Here is a 14,497-nt window from a genome sequence, read left to right as displayed (position 1 = left end):
GATGAGACGAGACGGGCTATTCGATCAGCGGGGTGCGGTGTAGAAGGTGCGGTCCAGCGGATAGCACCCGCTGTTCATAGCGGTCTTGTACGCGGCCATGTCCCGGTTGAAGTAGGAGCGCGTGGTAGCGAGGACACGAATCAGCAGGGAGAGGAAGAGGGCGCGGCGGAATTCTGACCGTCGATGACGCCCGTTTCCTTGGTGCCTACCGGCGGCCAGAGCGTTCGTTGCCAGTGCTCAGAACGGGAGGGAGGAGCCCAGGTCCTGGATGACGGTGCGGGCGATCTCGGCGCTTTCCTCGCTCGCAGCCTCGATGGCGCTGGTGGCGATGGGTGAGAGCAATCCCTTGATCATTGTCAGACCGCGCTTGATGCGACCTTGGTTCGGCTCTTCTTCGACCACTTCGGCGAGCACGGTGTCGACGTTTGTGCGTACCTCGGCTTCGTCGTCGTCATCGAGAGGAAGCGAGGGCAGGCTGGCCAGCAGTTCGGCGAGGGTTGCCGCCAACTGCTCGTAGCCGGGAGCGATCTGTTCGCTGCGGTTCTGGCCCTGATTCACGGTGTCGTTGTCCCACGCGATTTGTGCGTTATCGCCGGTGACCGTGACAACTGGGCCGTGGTAGTTGGTTACCGATCCGACAGCGGGATAGACACCGTCGTACTCGGTTTCGACCGGCACGCGGATCGGGTTCTTCGCGAACTCCCGTTCGATCTCGCGCGCCATGTTGCGAATGCCCTGCTTGTTGATCCTGAAGCCGCTGTTACCCACCTCTACACCCTCCTAAACGCTCAATTTCGACAGGCTCAATCTTTCATGCACCTCCGACAGTGCCACGAGGGGCTCCGACATCGAGATGCCGTCTCATAGCCAAGGATTCGAGACAGGCACCGAGAGCTACCGCGCGGTACCGACGAATCCCCCGGTCGGAATGTCTCGAATCCTTGTGTCGGTTCGGCGTGCCACACTCACGATGTACCCGCCCTGGCCGGAGGAGCGCTATGGCCGACGACGATCGCCCCACGGTGCGCTTGGTCGCGCACTGCCGCCGCTGTCACGGTTGGCTGCTCTCGCCCCGATCGGTCGCCGAGGGCATCGGGCCGACCTGCGCGATGCGTGAACGCGCCGAACAACGCGCGGGATCCGAACAGACGTTGACGCTGTTCGATATCTCGGAGCGGGCTGCCTGACCATCGAGATAGCCCGAGCGGCACGACATCGGGGAAGTGGACAGGGACCACCACCACAAACCGGCGAGGCTGCGACAGCCTCGCCGGTTGACCACTGACCAGTCGGCTAGGTGTGGTTCTTCTTGCCGCGGTGGGCGCCGAACAGGTAGCCCACGACGAGGGTGCGGTAAATGGGGCTGGGTTGCCGCTATGTCGCGAACGATCAACCCGAGCGGAGCAGGACGCACGACCGAGATGGTGGCGTTGGATGGGCATGTCTGATCACTCCGGGCGCGCCGACGAATGCCAGCGGACAGTTCCCGATGTCCGTTGACAACGAACACTTCACCAAGGTTTTCACGCATTGTGATGTATTTCACATTTTAGTCTTAATTGCCTGTTCAGAGCCTTGACTCTCACGTCTGTTACCCAGAAGTCAGTGTGGAACCTCGGGTTGCGGGGCGTTTCGTGTCGGTGCCTTCTGCTAGTTTGCTGACAAATTGGGTCCTACCCCGGTGCTGGTGCATCGGGGCTTTCTGGTTTTTATGCCCGAATCCGAGACCAGGACTTCGTCGCCCGGCAGACGGCGACGCGGTGGCCACCGTGACAGAGGAGCAGGTGCTCCCTCGTCAGCTGTTCCCGCCGACGTGCCTGGCCAGCATCCGCCGGACATCCCGACGAGGGTGTCCCGGCCGCGCGCTGACACGGTGGCGACGACACCGCGGATCAGCCAGACGCCGGACAGCGTGATCGATCTCGTGGATCGGCAGCTGACGCGCGCGACAACCGGCGAGACCCACCCCTACTACATGAACCTGGTCAAGTTGCTGCGGTCGACCCTGGTCCTGGTGCTACTGGTGGCGGGCGTGGCCTTCGCTGTCTTCGCGGCGGGGATCGCGGCGGCGGTGTACGTCGCGGGCCTGCCGTTCCACATGGCGGTGGGGTTGGGGGTTCTCGGTGGTAGCGCGAGTACGGTTCTCGGGTCGGTCACACTAGGCCGTTACGCGCTGAAGGCGGTGAGTCGTTTCAAGTCGCTCGCCGCGAGCAATGAGAAGGGTTCTCCGCCGCCCGATGAGGCAGCACCGCCCGCGCCCGATACGACTTCAGCGGCATGACCGCGCTGCTGTGTCGTGCACCGATGGCGGACAAAGCGACCGTTCCGAGGACAGCCGAGATGACGGTGATCTCGGCGCCGAGGGTGCCCCGGCCGAAGGCGAGGGCTCCGAATACGGCCCCGGCCAGCATCCCGATACCGGTGCTGGCGACCCCCACAACGAGGCGCCACACCATCGGATGAAACCTAAGGTGTGCGTCCGAACTCCGCATTTCAGCACCATACGCTGTCCACCTCCAGAGTTGGGCCGCTACGATTCCACCCCCTCGGATCGGTAGATGTCCTGCCAGGCCACCAACTGCGGGTGCAACGCCACTGGCAGCAGCACTGAACATCTGACTGCCGCGAGGGTTCACAGAGGGAACTGAGGACCGTTCGCTATCGCGGCAGAACCGATCGAGAGACTCCCCGCTGCGGGGCGTGCCGGAGGCGTCAGGTCAGCAGCCAGCTTGAAAGGGAAAGCAGCCAGCGGGGAGCCGTGGGGGCGGGGTGACAGCTTGAACCGGTGAGGGCGGCGGCTCGACCGGTTCCTGTGGTGGCGGGGCGGGTTCGATGGTTTCCTGGTCGATGACCTGTTGAGATGTCGAGGGGTGCTGGTCGGCGAGCAGCCAGATCCCGCCGACCACGGCGGCCAGCAGCAGCACAGCCGCGATCATCATCGACCCCGTCACCGGCTTGCGCCTCGGTATCGGGGCTGGAACCGGCGGTGGACCGGCGGGTCCGGGTGGCGAACCGGCGGCGGGGCCGCGTTGGAGATCGTCGAACCAGGCTTGGGTAGGAGCCGGAGCGGGAACCACGGTCCTGGTCGGACGCGCGGGGGTGGTCGTAGGCGGCGTGACCGGGACGGGGTGGGGTGTTCGTGGTGGCGGGGTGAGGACGATAGGAGCGGGCCGCGCCGGTCGGGGGACCTTTCTGAGGGTCTCAAGTTGGCCGTCGGTGATGATCAGCTGATCGATGCGGGTCTTGTCGTGACGCACGAGGGTGGTCCGCCCGACCGGATACCAGTCGTTACGGGACCCGTTGTTGCCGTGGAACTCACCACCGCACGAGCACACGCACTCCCACGCCCTGGTCTCCGTCGCGTCCTGGCATCTGCTGTCGCATGTGCGGGTGTGCAGGACCTCGAGTCGCATCTTGGTGGGCCCGTAGGCGTTCGCCACCGATCCGGCCAGGGTGAGCAGGTGATCGGCATTCAGTTTCCAGACCTCGACGCCGCGGTGCTCGACGCGCGCGAGTTTCACGCGTGGGCCCAGGACCTGCCTGAGCCAGCGCCGGGCCAGGTACTCCTGTTCCGGCAGGTAGACATACAACGCGGTCTTGTCCGTGGTTCCTGGCACGATCGCACGTTCCAGCCAGGCGCGGGCCGACATCGATACTCCCCCTATGGGTTCGAGAAATAAGATTCCGACCCAGTGTGGGCAGCGGTACCGACAGCATTTGCGCTGATCATGACGGTAGCCGTGACAGTGTCACGGCTACCGTCATGATCACGAACTTTTTTCACGACCACGGTGCGCGCGCTGGCGGCAGGTCGACGAGCAATGGCGGGCATCCGCGCGCAGGCCATCGGTGCCGGGCTGGAATCGCCGACCACACCCGGGACAGAGGATTCCATGCGCGGTCGTGGTGTGGGCGAGGCGCCGACGCGCCCGGTACGCGCGAGCCACACACGCCGGGCCACAGTAGCGACGCCGAGGATGAGCATCACGGGAGAGCAGTACACGGCAGACCGGGCATCGGCGTCGGGCAAAGCGGCCCATACACCGATTGTTCGCGAATCCTCCTGCCAGCGCACGGTTTACGGCACACTCCCAGACGATCGAGGGCACCGATGTAAGCGTGTGATCGTTTGATCATGGCCACCGGGGCTCACCGTCTGGATCCGCGCGGACCGACCTGTGTCGGTTCGGCGTGCCACACTCACGACGTACCTGCCCCCGGCCGGAGGAGTGGCATGGCCGACGATCACCCCGCGGTGCGCCACACTCGCGGTGTAACCGTCCGGCCAAAAGGGGAAAAACGATGGCCGCTACCGATGACCAGCCCGAGGTGCGCCTGGTCGCGCACTGCGCCGCCGCTGCCACGGTTGGCTGCTCTCGCCACGATCGGTCGCCGAGGGCATTGGGCACTGGTCACCGAAGCCACGGCGCCTGGCCACCGGCCCCACCTGAGGAGCCGGGCGTTTCGGTCGTGTCCGAATCGCGATGGGCGCTACTGGTCGCGCCCATCCGGCGACTGCGGCCCTGGCACGAAGCAATTTGGCGATGCGGCAATGTCTTCCGTCGCCGCGTGTCGGGGGGTCAGCGCTGCTCGCATCAGCGACTCAGAACTCGGCATCGGAGCTGCGGGCATTAAACGGCAGCTCACGACGCTGTGCTTCCCCGCAGAATCTACGAAACGATTCCGTTGCCGCCGCGATCATCGCCGCATCACCGTTGTCGCGTGCGGTGTACATGTTCGCTTCCCATACCGCGACCCCTTCAAGCACTCCCTGGTCGGATTGGGTGTCTGGTGGACCCAGTACTAGTTCACTGCTCATAGCGACAGTGTGCTCTGGGGATCCGACAGGTTCATCCAGTTTGGCGTATGCGCGGTAGTAGCTCCAGGCCAGGCTCAAGTAGCCTCCGGTCGCCAGACCTACGGGCACCGAAGCCACCACCGACATCTTCAATACCGCCGGTAAGAACAAGCCAGCCAACAGTGCGACCGCGATGTTCGCCACGAACTGTGTGCGCGATTTCGGCATTATCCGATCGAGGATGAGCGCCGATCCCATCGCAACGCCCGAGGAGATGCGTCGCCTCCACGACTGCGACGGTTCGAAGGATTTCGGATCCTGGATTCGAGCAAAGACACGACCGGTGAACAACAGCGGAATCGGAAAGCGCAGTGACCAGAACAACCTGGTCAGCGGGCGTTCTTCTGCGTTGTGGTAGTACTCCTCCAGATCGGCCGCCCAGAACTCGTAGTAGACCTCCCGCAGATCCTCGGGCAGCCTACGACACACCAGGCGCAGCAGCCCGAAGCCGAGTTGGTTGATACGGCCCTCCACCTCCTCACCTACCAGATGCGCAATGACCTTGCTGATCACATACACGCCGAACACGGTGAGAAATCCCAAGAATGTCAGCAGGCCCGTCAGCACGATGTTCACTGCGCACCGCCAAGTGCTGATCGCCCTATTCCCCAGGCAGGAACCAACCGTGACAGCGCATTGCCAGTGGCAGGGCGCAATCCCGAAGTCCATGAAGGCAACTGGTAACGAGCGGTGAACCGGTCCATCGCCCGAGTAGCTTCCACCGCGCCCTTTGGTGTCATGGTGTAGTACCGCCGTTGCCTACGCAGTTCCACCTTCGGATCGATGTCTTCGAGGTGCCCCTCTATCCATCCCGCCTTCTCCAAGCGGGCGAGAGTCGGGTAGACCGAGCCGCTCGAGAGCTTGAACTCACGTACCGCCTCGAACCCGAACAACGGGTTGCCGACGTCTTCGAGGAATCTGCGCAACAGGACCACCGTGGTCGGCGTCATCCGTATCTCATCTGCCATGCATACCAATCTAGCTGGTATGTCGTTATTAGACACTGATCTGAGCTGGTATGTCGACTCGCGATATATCTGTCCTACGCGGTCTACAGCGGTCGCATACCACACATGTCTCGATTCCAAGGTTTCAGGACCAAGTCGGCCGGGTCAGCTGTCGCTGAGGAACTCCCAGCTCGCGGGGTCGCGAAATCTGTCTCGAACTACCGACCTGTGTTCCTTCAGGCCGCAATGTCGAACAGGGTCAGCGCTGACGATTCAGCGGCGCGCAGTTCGGCGCGTTCGCGGATCGCGCAGGTCGGTCCGATTCCTTCGGCAACCGAGCGCGGGGAGAGCAGCCAGCCGTGGCAGCGGCGGCAGTGCGCGACCAGGCGCACCTCGGGCCGGTCATCGGTAGCGGCCATACGTTTTCCCCTTTTGGCCGGACGGTTACGCCGCGAGTGTGACACGACGGACCGACATGGATGCCCGACCGGAGGTGCGGGCCCCATCGATCGACGTCGGAAGCACCGACATCGCGTATGACGCGCGTATTATGCGAAGTTGTGGGTTACGACTGGCCGGACTGGGCTCTGGATCGTCTGCGCGGCATCGAGCCGTGGGAGGTGATGCAGGTGCTGACCGGGAAACGTCCACGGTGGCCGCGCCGCGGCCGCGACGGCACCGGGGCGTCCATCCTGACCATATGGGGTCGCACGAACGCCGGTAGAGCGCTGAAGGTAGGTGTCTACCAGGTGTCGGACTGGCAATGGCATATCGCCTCGGCGCGGGAGTTGACCGCCGTCGAGTCGGCTGAGTTCCAACAGTGGGAGGAGACCCGCCGATGACCGAACAGCATTATCCGGTACCGACACCTGACCAGGTCGAGGCACTGATGGACAACCCTGACCTGACCTGGGAGGACGTGCCCGCCGACGAGGCGCCGCCCGTACTTGCCGAATCCGAGGCCGAGGAGGTGATGGTGGTCCGTTCCCTGCGTATGCCGCTGGAGCTGCATCAACGCATCCGCGCCGAAGCCGAAGCCCGCGGCGTCACCTGGTCGGAACTCCTGCGGGACTGGGCCGCTATCGAGCTGGCCGCTCTGTCCGACGATCAACCCATCTCCCGCGCCGACGCCATGCGAGCCCTGGCCTCGATCCCGCCACGCCGCACCGCCTGAGAATTCACGCGGTCCCGCTGACAGTAACGACGTGCTGGGTCGAGAGTGCGATCCCCTACGCGGCCTCGGCCGCGATATCGGGCGGTCGGGCAGGGCGGCGGGCGTTTCGGGTGGGTCGCGGTAGTCGTGGTGTGGAAGACGAGGTCTGTGTGGGCCACATTTGTTCGTTCGGCACGTACTCGCGCTGCTCGCTGATGCCGCGATAGATGATGAGGGCTTTGTACAGGTCCAGTCGGGCCGACATCTCGGTGGTGGGCCACCAGTGGTGGACGCGGCGGTAGGCGTCGACGACCATCTGACGCTCGGTGATCGCGCGTTCGAGTTCATGGGATTTCATCAGGACACGAGCGACGGCTTGGCGGCTGCTGAGGGTTTTGTCGTGGTCGGGACCGTGCTTGTCCAGGTACAGATCGCGCAGCTCGGTGTAGTGGATGAGGGCTTCGGGGAGGCGGTCCCGTTTCTCGAGGGCATCGGCGAAATGGCGTCGAAGGTCCGGGTACTGGTTGGCGCCGAGTCGTCGTTCGCCGCCGGCGAATATCTGCTCGAACACAGGGATGGCGCGCTCGTAATCGCCCGCCTCGTACAGTGATTCGGCGACAGATTCGGTGAGCGCGGCGACCAGCCGCTTGTGCGCTTCGATGGTGCAGCGGTGGTGGGGGCCGAATTTGCGGGTGCGGTCGCGGTGGACCGCTTCGAGCAGAGGTACGGCGCGCTCGTATTGCATGTCGGTGTGCAGGACGGCAGCGAGTTGGGCGCGCACCCGCAAGGTGTCGTCGTGGGAGTGGCCGAGTATGCGTTTGTGATCGGCAAGGGCTTGGGTGAAGTGGGCGATCGCGAGCGAGGTCTCACCGGCGCCGCGGTATGCCTCGGCCAGCCGTCGGCGAGTTCTCAGAGTGTGGGGATGGTAGGTGCCGAGGAATCGTTTCTGGTCGAGGTGGATCTGCTCGTACAGCGCCGCGGCCGCGGTGTGGCGTTTCGTCGCGCTCAATGCCTCGGCCAGTTCGATACGGATCGCCGTGGTGTTGTTGTGGGTGGATCCGTGTGCACGTTCTCGGTCCCGCAGCGCCTGTTCGAGCAGCGGCACGGCATCGTCGTGGCGCCCGGCGGCGTGTAGGGCGTGGGCCAGGACACCGCGCACGGAGACGGTGTCGGGGTGGTTGTCGCCGAGGGCGTGTGCGCGTTCTTCGAGCAGTCGCTCGAAGAGTCGGATGTGGCGATCGCGCTCGGCGATGATCTGCTGCTGCCCGAAGGTGGCCGAGAGTTCGGGGTAGCGCTGCGCGAGTTGTTCGTCGGCGTAGGCGCCGAGGGTGGTATCGAGGCTGCGGCGGGTGCGGTCCTGGGCGCGTTCGCGGGAGCGCTCCGCCGGGGTGAGCGGGGTTTCGTCCACGCTGTGTGAGCGTTGCTGGAGCTCGCGGATCATCTGGCGCGCGCGGTTGCGGTTCTTGTACACCGCGTCGAGCGATACTCCCATCTGCCCGGCGATCTCGTGCACGCTCAGCCCGCTCATGGTCGCGTCGAGGATCTCGCGCTGGGTCGGGGACAGCTTCGCCAGCGCTTCAACGAGAGTATCGCGGGCCAACACCAATTCCAGTCCGCTCGGAGGGCTGGGGTCCCGGTCGGTCTGCAGTTCCTCGAACGGGATGTCGATGTCCTTGCGTTTGGTCGCGCGTCGGATCTGATCGATCAGTTTGTTGTTGGCGATCCGACGCAGCCAGCTGCCGGGCTGGCCGAGAGCACGAACTCTCGGCCAGTCCTCGAGGGCGGCCAACATCGTTTCCTGCACCACCTCGCCGACATCGACGACAGCGTCGGCGTTGGCGTTGTAGGCCGCCCTGCGGCGTTGGACGAAGACGAGCACATCGTCTCTGTGCTCTTTGAAGAACGCCTGATATGCGACGTCCTCGCCCATGAGTGGATCCGTTATCTCAGAGTCTGCGAGGCCCACGAGCGGGGACACCTTCGTCGTCTTCGTCACGCCGACGCCGCGAACGATCGTCGTCCGGCCGATCCGAGCTGGTGGCGGGCGGTTCGCCCGAGCCGCTCACGCGCCCCGAGCCGTCGGGTTCGTCGCGGGACCGCTCGTAGCGTGCGTCCATCGCGTACAGAACCAACTCACCGGTGACCCAGCCGATGGCACCCCACACTCCGCCGTTCTGCAATAACCACTGCACCGCAGGGTTGAGGTGAAGACCGGGGACGCTCGTAACGACCTGATCAGCCGCGGACGCAACCACCAACGTGAACACGGCGCCGGCTTGGCGCGGGCCGAAGGCATGGCTGTGCGGTTTTCTTGGCATTGAAGAGGTTCTCCCTCTGCTCGTATCCGACCTATTACCCAGTTGTGCTCCGCTGGACAGACCCCTGGCTCCTGGCAAAGTTGCGGGTCTGAGCGAAGCGTGAAGTTGCCTTCAGCTGGGATTCTTGCTGTTGATCTTCGTTTGGGCAATAGAACCGAGACCCTCGCGCGATCGGGGCGATACATACCTCACCCCCGATTCGATGTGATGTGTCTCACAAGTGGTCCAAAGGCGGCTACTCTGCACGAGTAACTGAATGGATCCGGGTTCTCCCGTGTCCGACCTATGTATGGCCCGCCGCCTTGGCTCCTGGCAGAGTTTTCGGGGCGGCGGGTCATATCAATCCCCTTTCAGACCTGATGTTTTGGGAATCATCCCCCGCTCTTCACGCGTGGAGCACCCCTCGGTCACCAAACGCCGCACGAAAGATGCTGACGGTATGCTGAGCGACCGTAAGTTACTCGAGGGTTCTTCCGACCAGGTGCACGTTGTGGTGACCTAGACCACTTCCGTTCATCACCGCGTGTCGTCGCGACTCGCGCGGACAGGCACCTCCGGAGTCCGGCGATCCTCGGCCACACCGCAGCGGGTCGCCTCTGAGCATGCTCGGTCTATTCGAAGAGATGCCGAGGAACTCGCTTCGCTCTTCAACACAGCGCGCGAAGTCGTTCCGCGGTTTCACCGGGACGCATGGCCTCGACGGCGAGCCGGTCAGCGATGGTCAGGTAGGAGCGGATATCGGTATACCCCTCCAGGTACAGCGTGCTCGTCGGCTGCGACACACACACGACATCCGGCAACAGTCGTTCGATGAAGCGCAGGTAGACGAACCCGCCACCGGCGATAGCGGGACCGCATACCTGCTTGCCCACGATCTGCACGATGATGTGCTCAGACTCGATCGCCTGCCGAAGCCGATCGATCTGCTCGCGCCACACGGCGATCCCCCCGATCTGCTTACGCAAGGCGCTCTCCTCTATCAGCGTCCACAGATACGGCGGGTTCTCGCCGTGCAGGATCCGCTGCCGTTGCAGTCGGACCGCGAGCGACTGCTCGATTTCGGCCTTCGAACGATGCGGATACCTCAACCGCAATGTCGCCCTGGCGTATTCAGGGGTCTGCAACAGCTCCGGAATCACCGCAGGCTCGTAGCATCGGATCGTTCGCGCGGCCGACTCCAGGCTGAGCAGTTCGAACCCCTTGGGCAGCAAATCGCTGTCGCGGTGCCACCAACCAGGCTGCTCGCCGAGCCGTATCAACGCCAAGTACTTGTCGTGCTCGACCACATCGGTGACTCCGTAGAACTTCAGCAGCCCGAGCACGTCGCGCTGATCGAGCCCGCCCATGCCGGACTCCATCCGGCTGATCTTCGATCCCGAAGCCCAAATCCTTTCTCCGACCTGCTGTTGAGTCAGCCCCCGTTCCCTACGTAGCTGCTGTAGTCGCAAACCCAGCATCCGCCGTAGAACGGTGGGCACGTCTCCGAGAATCGGACCGCCGCACGTTCCGTCCAGCTCTTGAGGCTCGCTCCAATGCTCTACGTTCATGCCTCAATCCTGACACCTCGAGGGCTGAATGTTCTTGCATATGTCCTTGCAAATGCAAGTGCATTCATATCACTGTCCGCGCCGTGAGCACGATGCCGCACACAGCGCGCGCTGGACGGCGCGCCCCATCTCGCTGCCGCGAAGGGCACCGAGTGCGCCGCCGCTCCTGTTCCGCGTGCCATCGACGAGCTACGATCGAGATGCAATACGCCGGTAGCGCTTTGCTGAGCATTGCCGGTTCGGGGTTTCGAAGTTCTGCGGCTGTGAGCGATCGCGGTTGGAAGCTCAGAGCTTCGTTTCGCTTGGGGCGTTCGCGCTCCAGGAAAAGGCAGTACCTCGGCACGGGGACCGTGCCACTCCGGGCGACGGTCGGCTTCGTCGGACCCCGGTTCGCTATCCGATGTATCGGATGGTCGAGCCGGTTGGTCGTGTGCCCGTTCAGATCGTTCTTCCGGTGAGATCATCCCCTGAGCAAGGGATCTCATTCGTGGTCAGCGTGACTTTCACTCTCGCGGATGTCGCTGTGGTGGCTGGTGTGGTGTTGCCGTGCGTGCTGGTTTGGGCGGCGGTGTTCGCCCGCGATCCGAACAAGCGCGAAGCCGCCCAACGGGTGCTGGCGATGCTCTGGCGCCGCCCGAGCATCCCGTCCGCGCAGACTCCACCGGTCACCCCACCCGCTCCGCATTATGACGGGAATCGACGCAGGCCGCGCCGCAGGAGGTGAGCGGTCGAGAACCACTTCCGCGTTGCGACAGGATCTTTCGCTTCGGCGATCAACGCCGTCGTCGCGCGGCCGGGTCGGTCCCGGCCTGCCAGGCCAGCAGCGCCTCCTTCGACGGGCGCGCGTATTTCGTCAGCGACCGTACCGAGGTGTGCCCGGACAGGGTCATCAGCATCGGGGTGGACGCGCCGTCCTCGGCGGCGTGGGTGAGGCGGGAGTGGCGCAGCTGGTGCAGCGCGTACGGCCCGCCCGACATCCCCGCGGTGTGGTGGTCGAACAGTTCGGCCGCGCGTCGGTACGACAACCGCGCCCGGTGACTGCCGGGGTCGATATCGGCTGTGGCGACATGGGGTTTGGCGTGGCGTTCGGTGAGGAACACCGGCCCGGTGCGGCGTCCGGTGAGCAGTCGGGGCAGCAGCCGCGCGGTGCCGGTCTGCCAGGCGACGACATCGAAGGCGCCGCCCTTGCGCTGCACCCTCGCGCACCGGTTCGCGGTGTCGAGATCGTCGATGTCGAGGCCGAGGAGTTCCTCGGCGCGCGCGGCGGTCTCGTAGAGCATGTGCCACAGCACCCGTTCACGCAGTTCCGCGCTACTGCCGAGGATCTCGGCGATCTCGGCGCGGGTCAACGCGCGGCTGCGGTCGGCGGGGATCGAGCGTGGCCGCAGCCGCACGAGGGGATCGCCGACGAGCCAGCCCTGTTCGCGCCAGTAGGTGCCCGCGGCGCGTAGGGCGGCCAGGCGCACGTTGAATGTCTGCGCCGACGCGGCGTCCCATCGGGTGCGGAACCAGGTCGCGACCCGGTCCGGGTCCAGCAGCGCGGGGTCGGTGTCGGCGCCGAACTCGGCGACGAGTGCGGCCAGAGCGGTGCGGTAGCTGCGGGCGGTGTTGGCCGCGGTGACCGTTCGCAGGTAGGCGGTGACCGCGTCGTCGAGGTGGACCCCGGCCCGTAGGGAGCGGACCGGACTCGGCTCATTCATCCCAGCTCGGATCATCGAGAGGGTCGCCGCGCAGTCCTTCGATGACGCGCGCCACCTCCGTCAGCCCGGCGTGGCCGAGTCGGTCGATCAGATCGGTGTGGGTGAGCGCGTTGTCGTACAACAGGTCCTCGATCTCGATCAACCTGTCGACGTTGACCGTTCCTATACCCCTCGACATCAATGGATCTCCCATCCTCTACTCGCATCTACCGCAGATAATTCGCGGAGTCGCCTCGGTGCGGTGGGGTCGTCGCGCGAGGTCGCGCATACCCAGACTTGCATTCTACCGCAGATAATATGCCATTATCTGCGGTAGTTCGGGCGAACTTCGCGCGAACGGGCGGGGTGTCGCCCAATTAAATGACAGACACAAATGTCACGCGCACCTCAGGTTTAACGGGTCTGAGCTGGTCAGATTCACGGAGGAGACTTATCGGTCTGATGCCGATCGGTGATGGCTTTGTTCCTGGAGGGAACAAGCAGGTGGTACCGTCCGAGCACGCGCATTGCATACCGAGTATGTGTTGCGGTCTGCATACGGATAGGGCCGGACGAGAGTTCTCCCGTCCGGCCCATACCTGGAACTGCTACCGATCGACTTGGGCTACCAACCGTTTACGATCGTGCGCAGTAACCACAGCACCAGCCCGGTGGCCATCATGGCTACCGGGCTGGTCGCTTCTCCCGCCAAGGGAAGAAGAAGCTGCACCAGTTCCAGCGCCGTGATCGTGACCGAAGTCCAGGGCGTGGTACCGCCGTCCTCGCGAGGCGCGGACGGCTCCGGGTCATCATCCATGTAGCGGATGCCTTTCGATCGCTGCCGCCGAAGCGGCCTGCCGCCGACTTGGCGGCGAGTTCGAGGCCCTCCCCGGCGAAGGGGAGGGCGTCGCGATCGAACAGGGCCGAACATGGGTCCGAACCGGAGTGAGTTGAACCGTACCCGACGCCTCCGCAAATTCCGCACCCGCGCACGTGTCACTTCGGTGGCGAATACTCACGTAGCAGGCGACAAGAGCGCGTTGAGGTACCCAAAGGTCTTGCGCGAGAACCATGTACAAGATCAGTGAGCCTGTGTCCCTTCACGAGGGCCGCGTTGACGTTCTTACGCAAGACCTTCTCCTACTCGATCGTCGTCGATATCCATGCAGATCCGACGCCAGTTCACAGGTTGTGAAAAGTCTTCACCGACCTGCGTCGTCGTGAGGTGATAATCCGCGCTCTCGTACTCGGTAGCCCGCTGTTCGTCGGCTGGAAGCGAAGGTTCTTCTCCGCGTTGGCGAGAGCCGGTCAGTTCGAGGATGTTCAACGCCGCCTCACGCTTCCGCTCGTCGTCGGTCCTCAGCGCTGTCCGGATCGCCCAGATGGCCGAGAAGCGTACGCAGGCATCCGCGATCGACAGCGGGCCGTGGTGCCACAACACCAACAGCAAGGCGGCGGCACCGCTCAACAATTTCCACTCGCCGACCAGCGCAGCGAACTCGCTCATCGCGCCAGCTCCTCGGTTGAACTGCCCACCTTGTAAGCGAAAGGTCGACAGTTCAACCGACACGGAACCGGTCTCTTGTAATGAAAAGGTCGGGAGTTCGCTGGCTGGCCGTGCGGGTATCGACACCGCGTCATGGCGGGGCCTCCTCGCGTTCGCGGAGAGACGCCCGGCCCGAGGCCAGCGGCATTACATCGACAACGATAGCGCTCACACCCCACCGGTATCCGCCGACGACACGCCGCCTCTTCGCGGGGTCGTGGAACCGATCACGGCTCGGCCGCGTCAAACCCGATGTCTGCTCGAACCGCCGACGAGAGGAACCCGAGGATGAGCGGAGTCATCCGAACCTTGTTGGCTGCGGTCGTGTCCGGGGCGGTGCTGGCGGCCCCGGCGACCGTAGCCAACGGGACCGCTACCGCGACCACGGTGAACTGCGTGTACACCGGCCCGATCGTGGGCGCTAAGCCTGGCATGCAGTACGTCTGCTA

Annotated in this window: 17 protein-coding genes; 5 read left to right on the top strand and 12 right to left on the bottom strand. The window is 64.3% G+C overall.

What is annotated here, in order from left to right; genetic code table 11:
• Positions 1-237 precede the first annotated feature (237 nt).
• Positions 238-768, bottom strand: coding sequence for a hypothetical protein (locus IT779_RS29350; RefSeq protein ID WP_332839026.1), 531 nt, complete (start codon positions 766-768; stop codon positions 238-240).
• A 230-nt stretch (positions 769-998) separates the two neighbouring features.
• Here IT779_RS29350 and IT779_RS29345 point away from each other — a divergent pair, with 230 nt between their 5' ends.
• Together IT779_RS29345 and IT779_RS29340 are read left to right on the top strand one after the other, a co-directional pair.
• Complete coding sequence (locus tag IT779_RS29345) at positions 999-1,187, top strand: DUF6011 domain-containing protein (RefSeq protein ID WP_196152702.1); 189 nt, start codon at positions 999-1,001, stop codon at positions 1,185-1,187.
• 686 nt (positions 1,188-1,873) lie between these two features.
• Positions 1,874-2,281 (top strand): hypothetical protein, encoded by a 408-nt coding sequence (locus tag IT779_RS29340; protein ID WP_196152701.1) that lies wholly within the window; start codon positions 1,874-1,876, stop codon positions 2,279-2,281.
• 436 nt (positions 2,282-2,717) lie between these two features.
• Here IT779_RS29340 and IT779_RS29335 read toward each other — a convergent pair whose 3' ends face one another.
• The 4 genes from IT779_RS29335 to IT779_RS29320 all read right to left on the bottom strand — a co-directional run bounded on the left by IT779_RS29335 (position 2,718) and on the right by IT779_RS29320 (position 6,224).
• Positions 2,718-3,617: a hypothetical protein gene (locus IT779_RS29335; protein ID WP_196152700.1), complete on the bottom strand. Its 900-nt coding sequence runs from the start codon at positions 3,615-3,617 to the stop codon at positions 2,718-2,720.
• 986 nt (positions 3,618-4,603) lie between these two features.
• On the bottom strand, positions 4,604-5,434 hold the full coding sequence (locus IT779_RS29330; protein WP_196152699.1) for a hypothetical protein: 831 nt from the start codon (positions 5,432-5,434) through the stop codon (positions 4,604-4,606).
• On the bottom strand, positions 5,431-5,826 hold the full coding sequence (locus IT779_RS29325) for a PadR family transcriptional regulator (RefSeq protein WP_196152698.1): 396 nt from the start codon (positions 5,824-5,826) through the stop codon (positions 5,431-5,433). Before IT779_RS29325 ends, IT779_RS29330 begins: the two co-directional genes overlap by 4 nt.
• Before the next feature lie 215 nt (positions 5,827-6,041).
• Entirely contained in the window at positions 6,042-6,224 is a 183-nt protein-coding gene (locus IT779_RS29320) for a DUF6011 domain-containing protein (RefSeq protein WP_196152697.1), read from the bottom strand.
• A 141-nt stretch (positions 6,225-6,365) separates the two neighbouring features.
• Between IT779_RS29320 and IT779_RS29315 the strand changes: the two genes are divergently transcribed.
• Complete coding sequence (locus IT779_RS29315) at positions 6,366-6,647, top strand: hypothetical protein (RefSeq protein ID WP_196152696.1); 282 nt, start codon at positions 6,366-6,368, stop codon at positions 6,645-6,647.
• Entirely contained in the window at positions 6,644-6,979 is a 336-nt protein-coding gene (locus IT779_RS29310; RefSeq protein ID WP_196152695.1) for a hypothetical protein, read from the top strand. The genes IT779_RS29315 and IT779_RS29310 overlap by 4 nt, the downstream gene beginning before the upstream one ends.
• A 55-nt stretch (positions 6,980-7,034) precedes the next feature.
• On the opposite strand, the gene IT779_RS29305 is transcribed toward IT779_RS29310, so the two are convergent.
• Positions 7,035-8,888 (bottom strand): sigma-70 family RNA polymerase sigma factor, encoded by a 1,854-nt coding sequence (locus IT779_RS29305; protein WP_196152694.1) that lies wholly within the window; start codon positions 8,886-8,888, stop codon positions 7,035-7,037.
• A gap of 1,035 nt (positions 8,889-9,923) precedes the next feature.
• Positions 9,924-10,733, bottom strand: a complete 810-nt coding sequence (locus IT779_RS29300; RefSeq protein ID WP_232542236.1) for a helix-turn-helix domain-containing protein — start codon at positions 10,731-10,733, stop codon at positions 9,924-9,926.
• Positions 10,734-11,310: 577 nt separating this feature from the next.
• On the opposite strand from IT779_RS29300, the gene IT779_RS29295 reads away from it, so the two are divergent.
• Entirely contained in the window at positions 11,311-11,547 is a 237-nt protein-coding gene (locus IT779_RS29295; RefSeq protein WP_196152692.1) for a hypothetical protein, read from the top strand.
• Positions 11,548-11,596: 49 nt separating this feature from the next.
• Here the strand turns inward: IT779_RS29295 and IT779_RS29290 are convergent, their stop codons facing one another.
• The 5 genes from IT779_RS29290 to IT779_RS29270 all read right to left on the bottom strand — a co-directional run bounded on the left by IT779_RS29290 (position 11,597) and on the right by IT779_RS29270 (position 14,452).
• Positions 11,597-12,523 (bottom strand): tyrosine-type recombinase/integrase, encoded by a 927-nt coding sequence (locus IT779_RS29290; protein ID WP_196152691.1) that lies wholly within the window; start codon positions 12,521-12,523, stop codon positions 11,597-11,599.
• Complete coding sequence (locus IT779_RS29285) at positions 12,516-12,701, bottom strand: hypothetical protein (protein ID WP_196152690.1); 186 nt, start codon at positions 12,699-12,701, stop codon at positions 12,516-12,518. Before IT779_RS29285 ends, IT779_RS29290 begins: the two co-directional genes overlap by 8 nt.
• A 426-nt stretch (positions 12,702-13,127) precedes the next feature.
• Positions 13,128-13,319 (bottom strand): hypothetical protein, encoded by a 192-nt coding sequence (locus tag IT779_RS29280; RefSeq protein ID WP_196152689.1) that lies wholly within the window; start codon positions 13,317-13,319, stop codon positions 13,128-13,130.
• Between the two features lie 306 nt (positions 13,320-13,625).
• Entirely contained in the window at positions 13,626-14,009 is a 384-nt protein-coding gene (locus IT779_RS29275; RefSeq protein WP_196152688.1) for a hypothetical protein, read from the bottom strand.
• A gap of 266 nt (positions 14,010-14,275) precedes the next feature.
• Positions 14,276-14,452: a hypothetical protein gene (locus IT779_RS29270; RefSeq protein WP_196152687.1), complete on the bottom strand. Its 177-nt coding sequence runs from the start codon at positions 14,450-14,452 to the stop codon at positions 14,276-14,278.
• Positions 14,453-14,497: the final 45 nt, after the last annotated feature.

It is taken from the genome of Nocardia bovistercoris (assembly GCF_015674855.1).
GTDB lineage: Bacteria > Actinomycetota > Actinomycetes > Mycobacteriales > Mycobacteriaceae > Nocardia > Nocardia bovistercoris.
The sequence above is the reverse complement of the archived record's forward strand: the minus strand, read 5'-3'. Positions and strand labels throughout refer to the sequence as shown.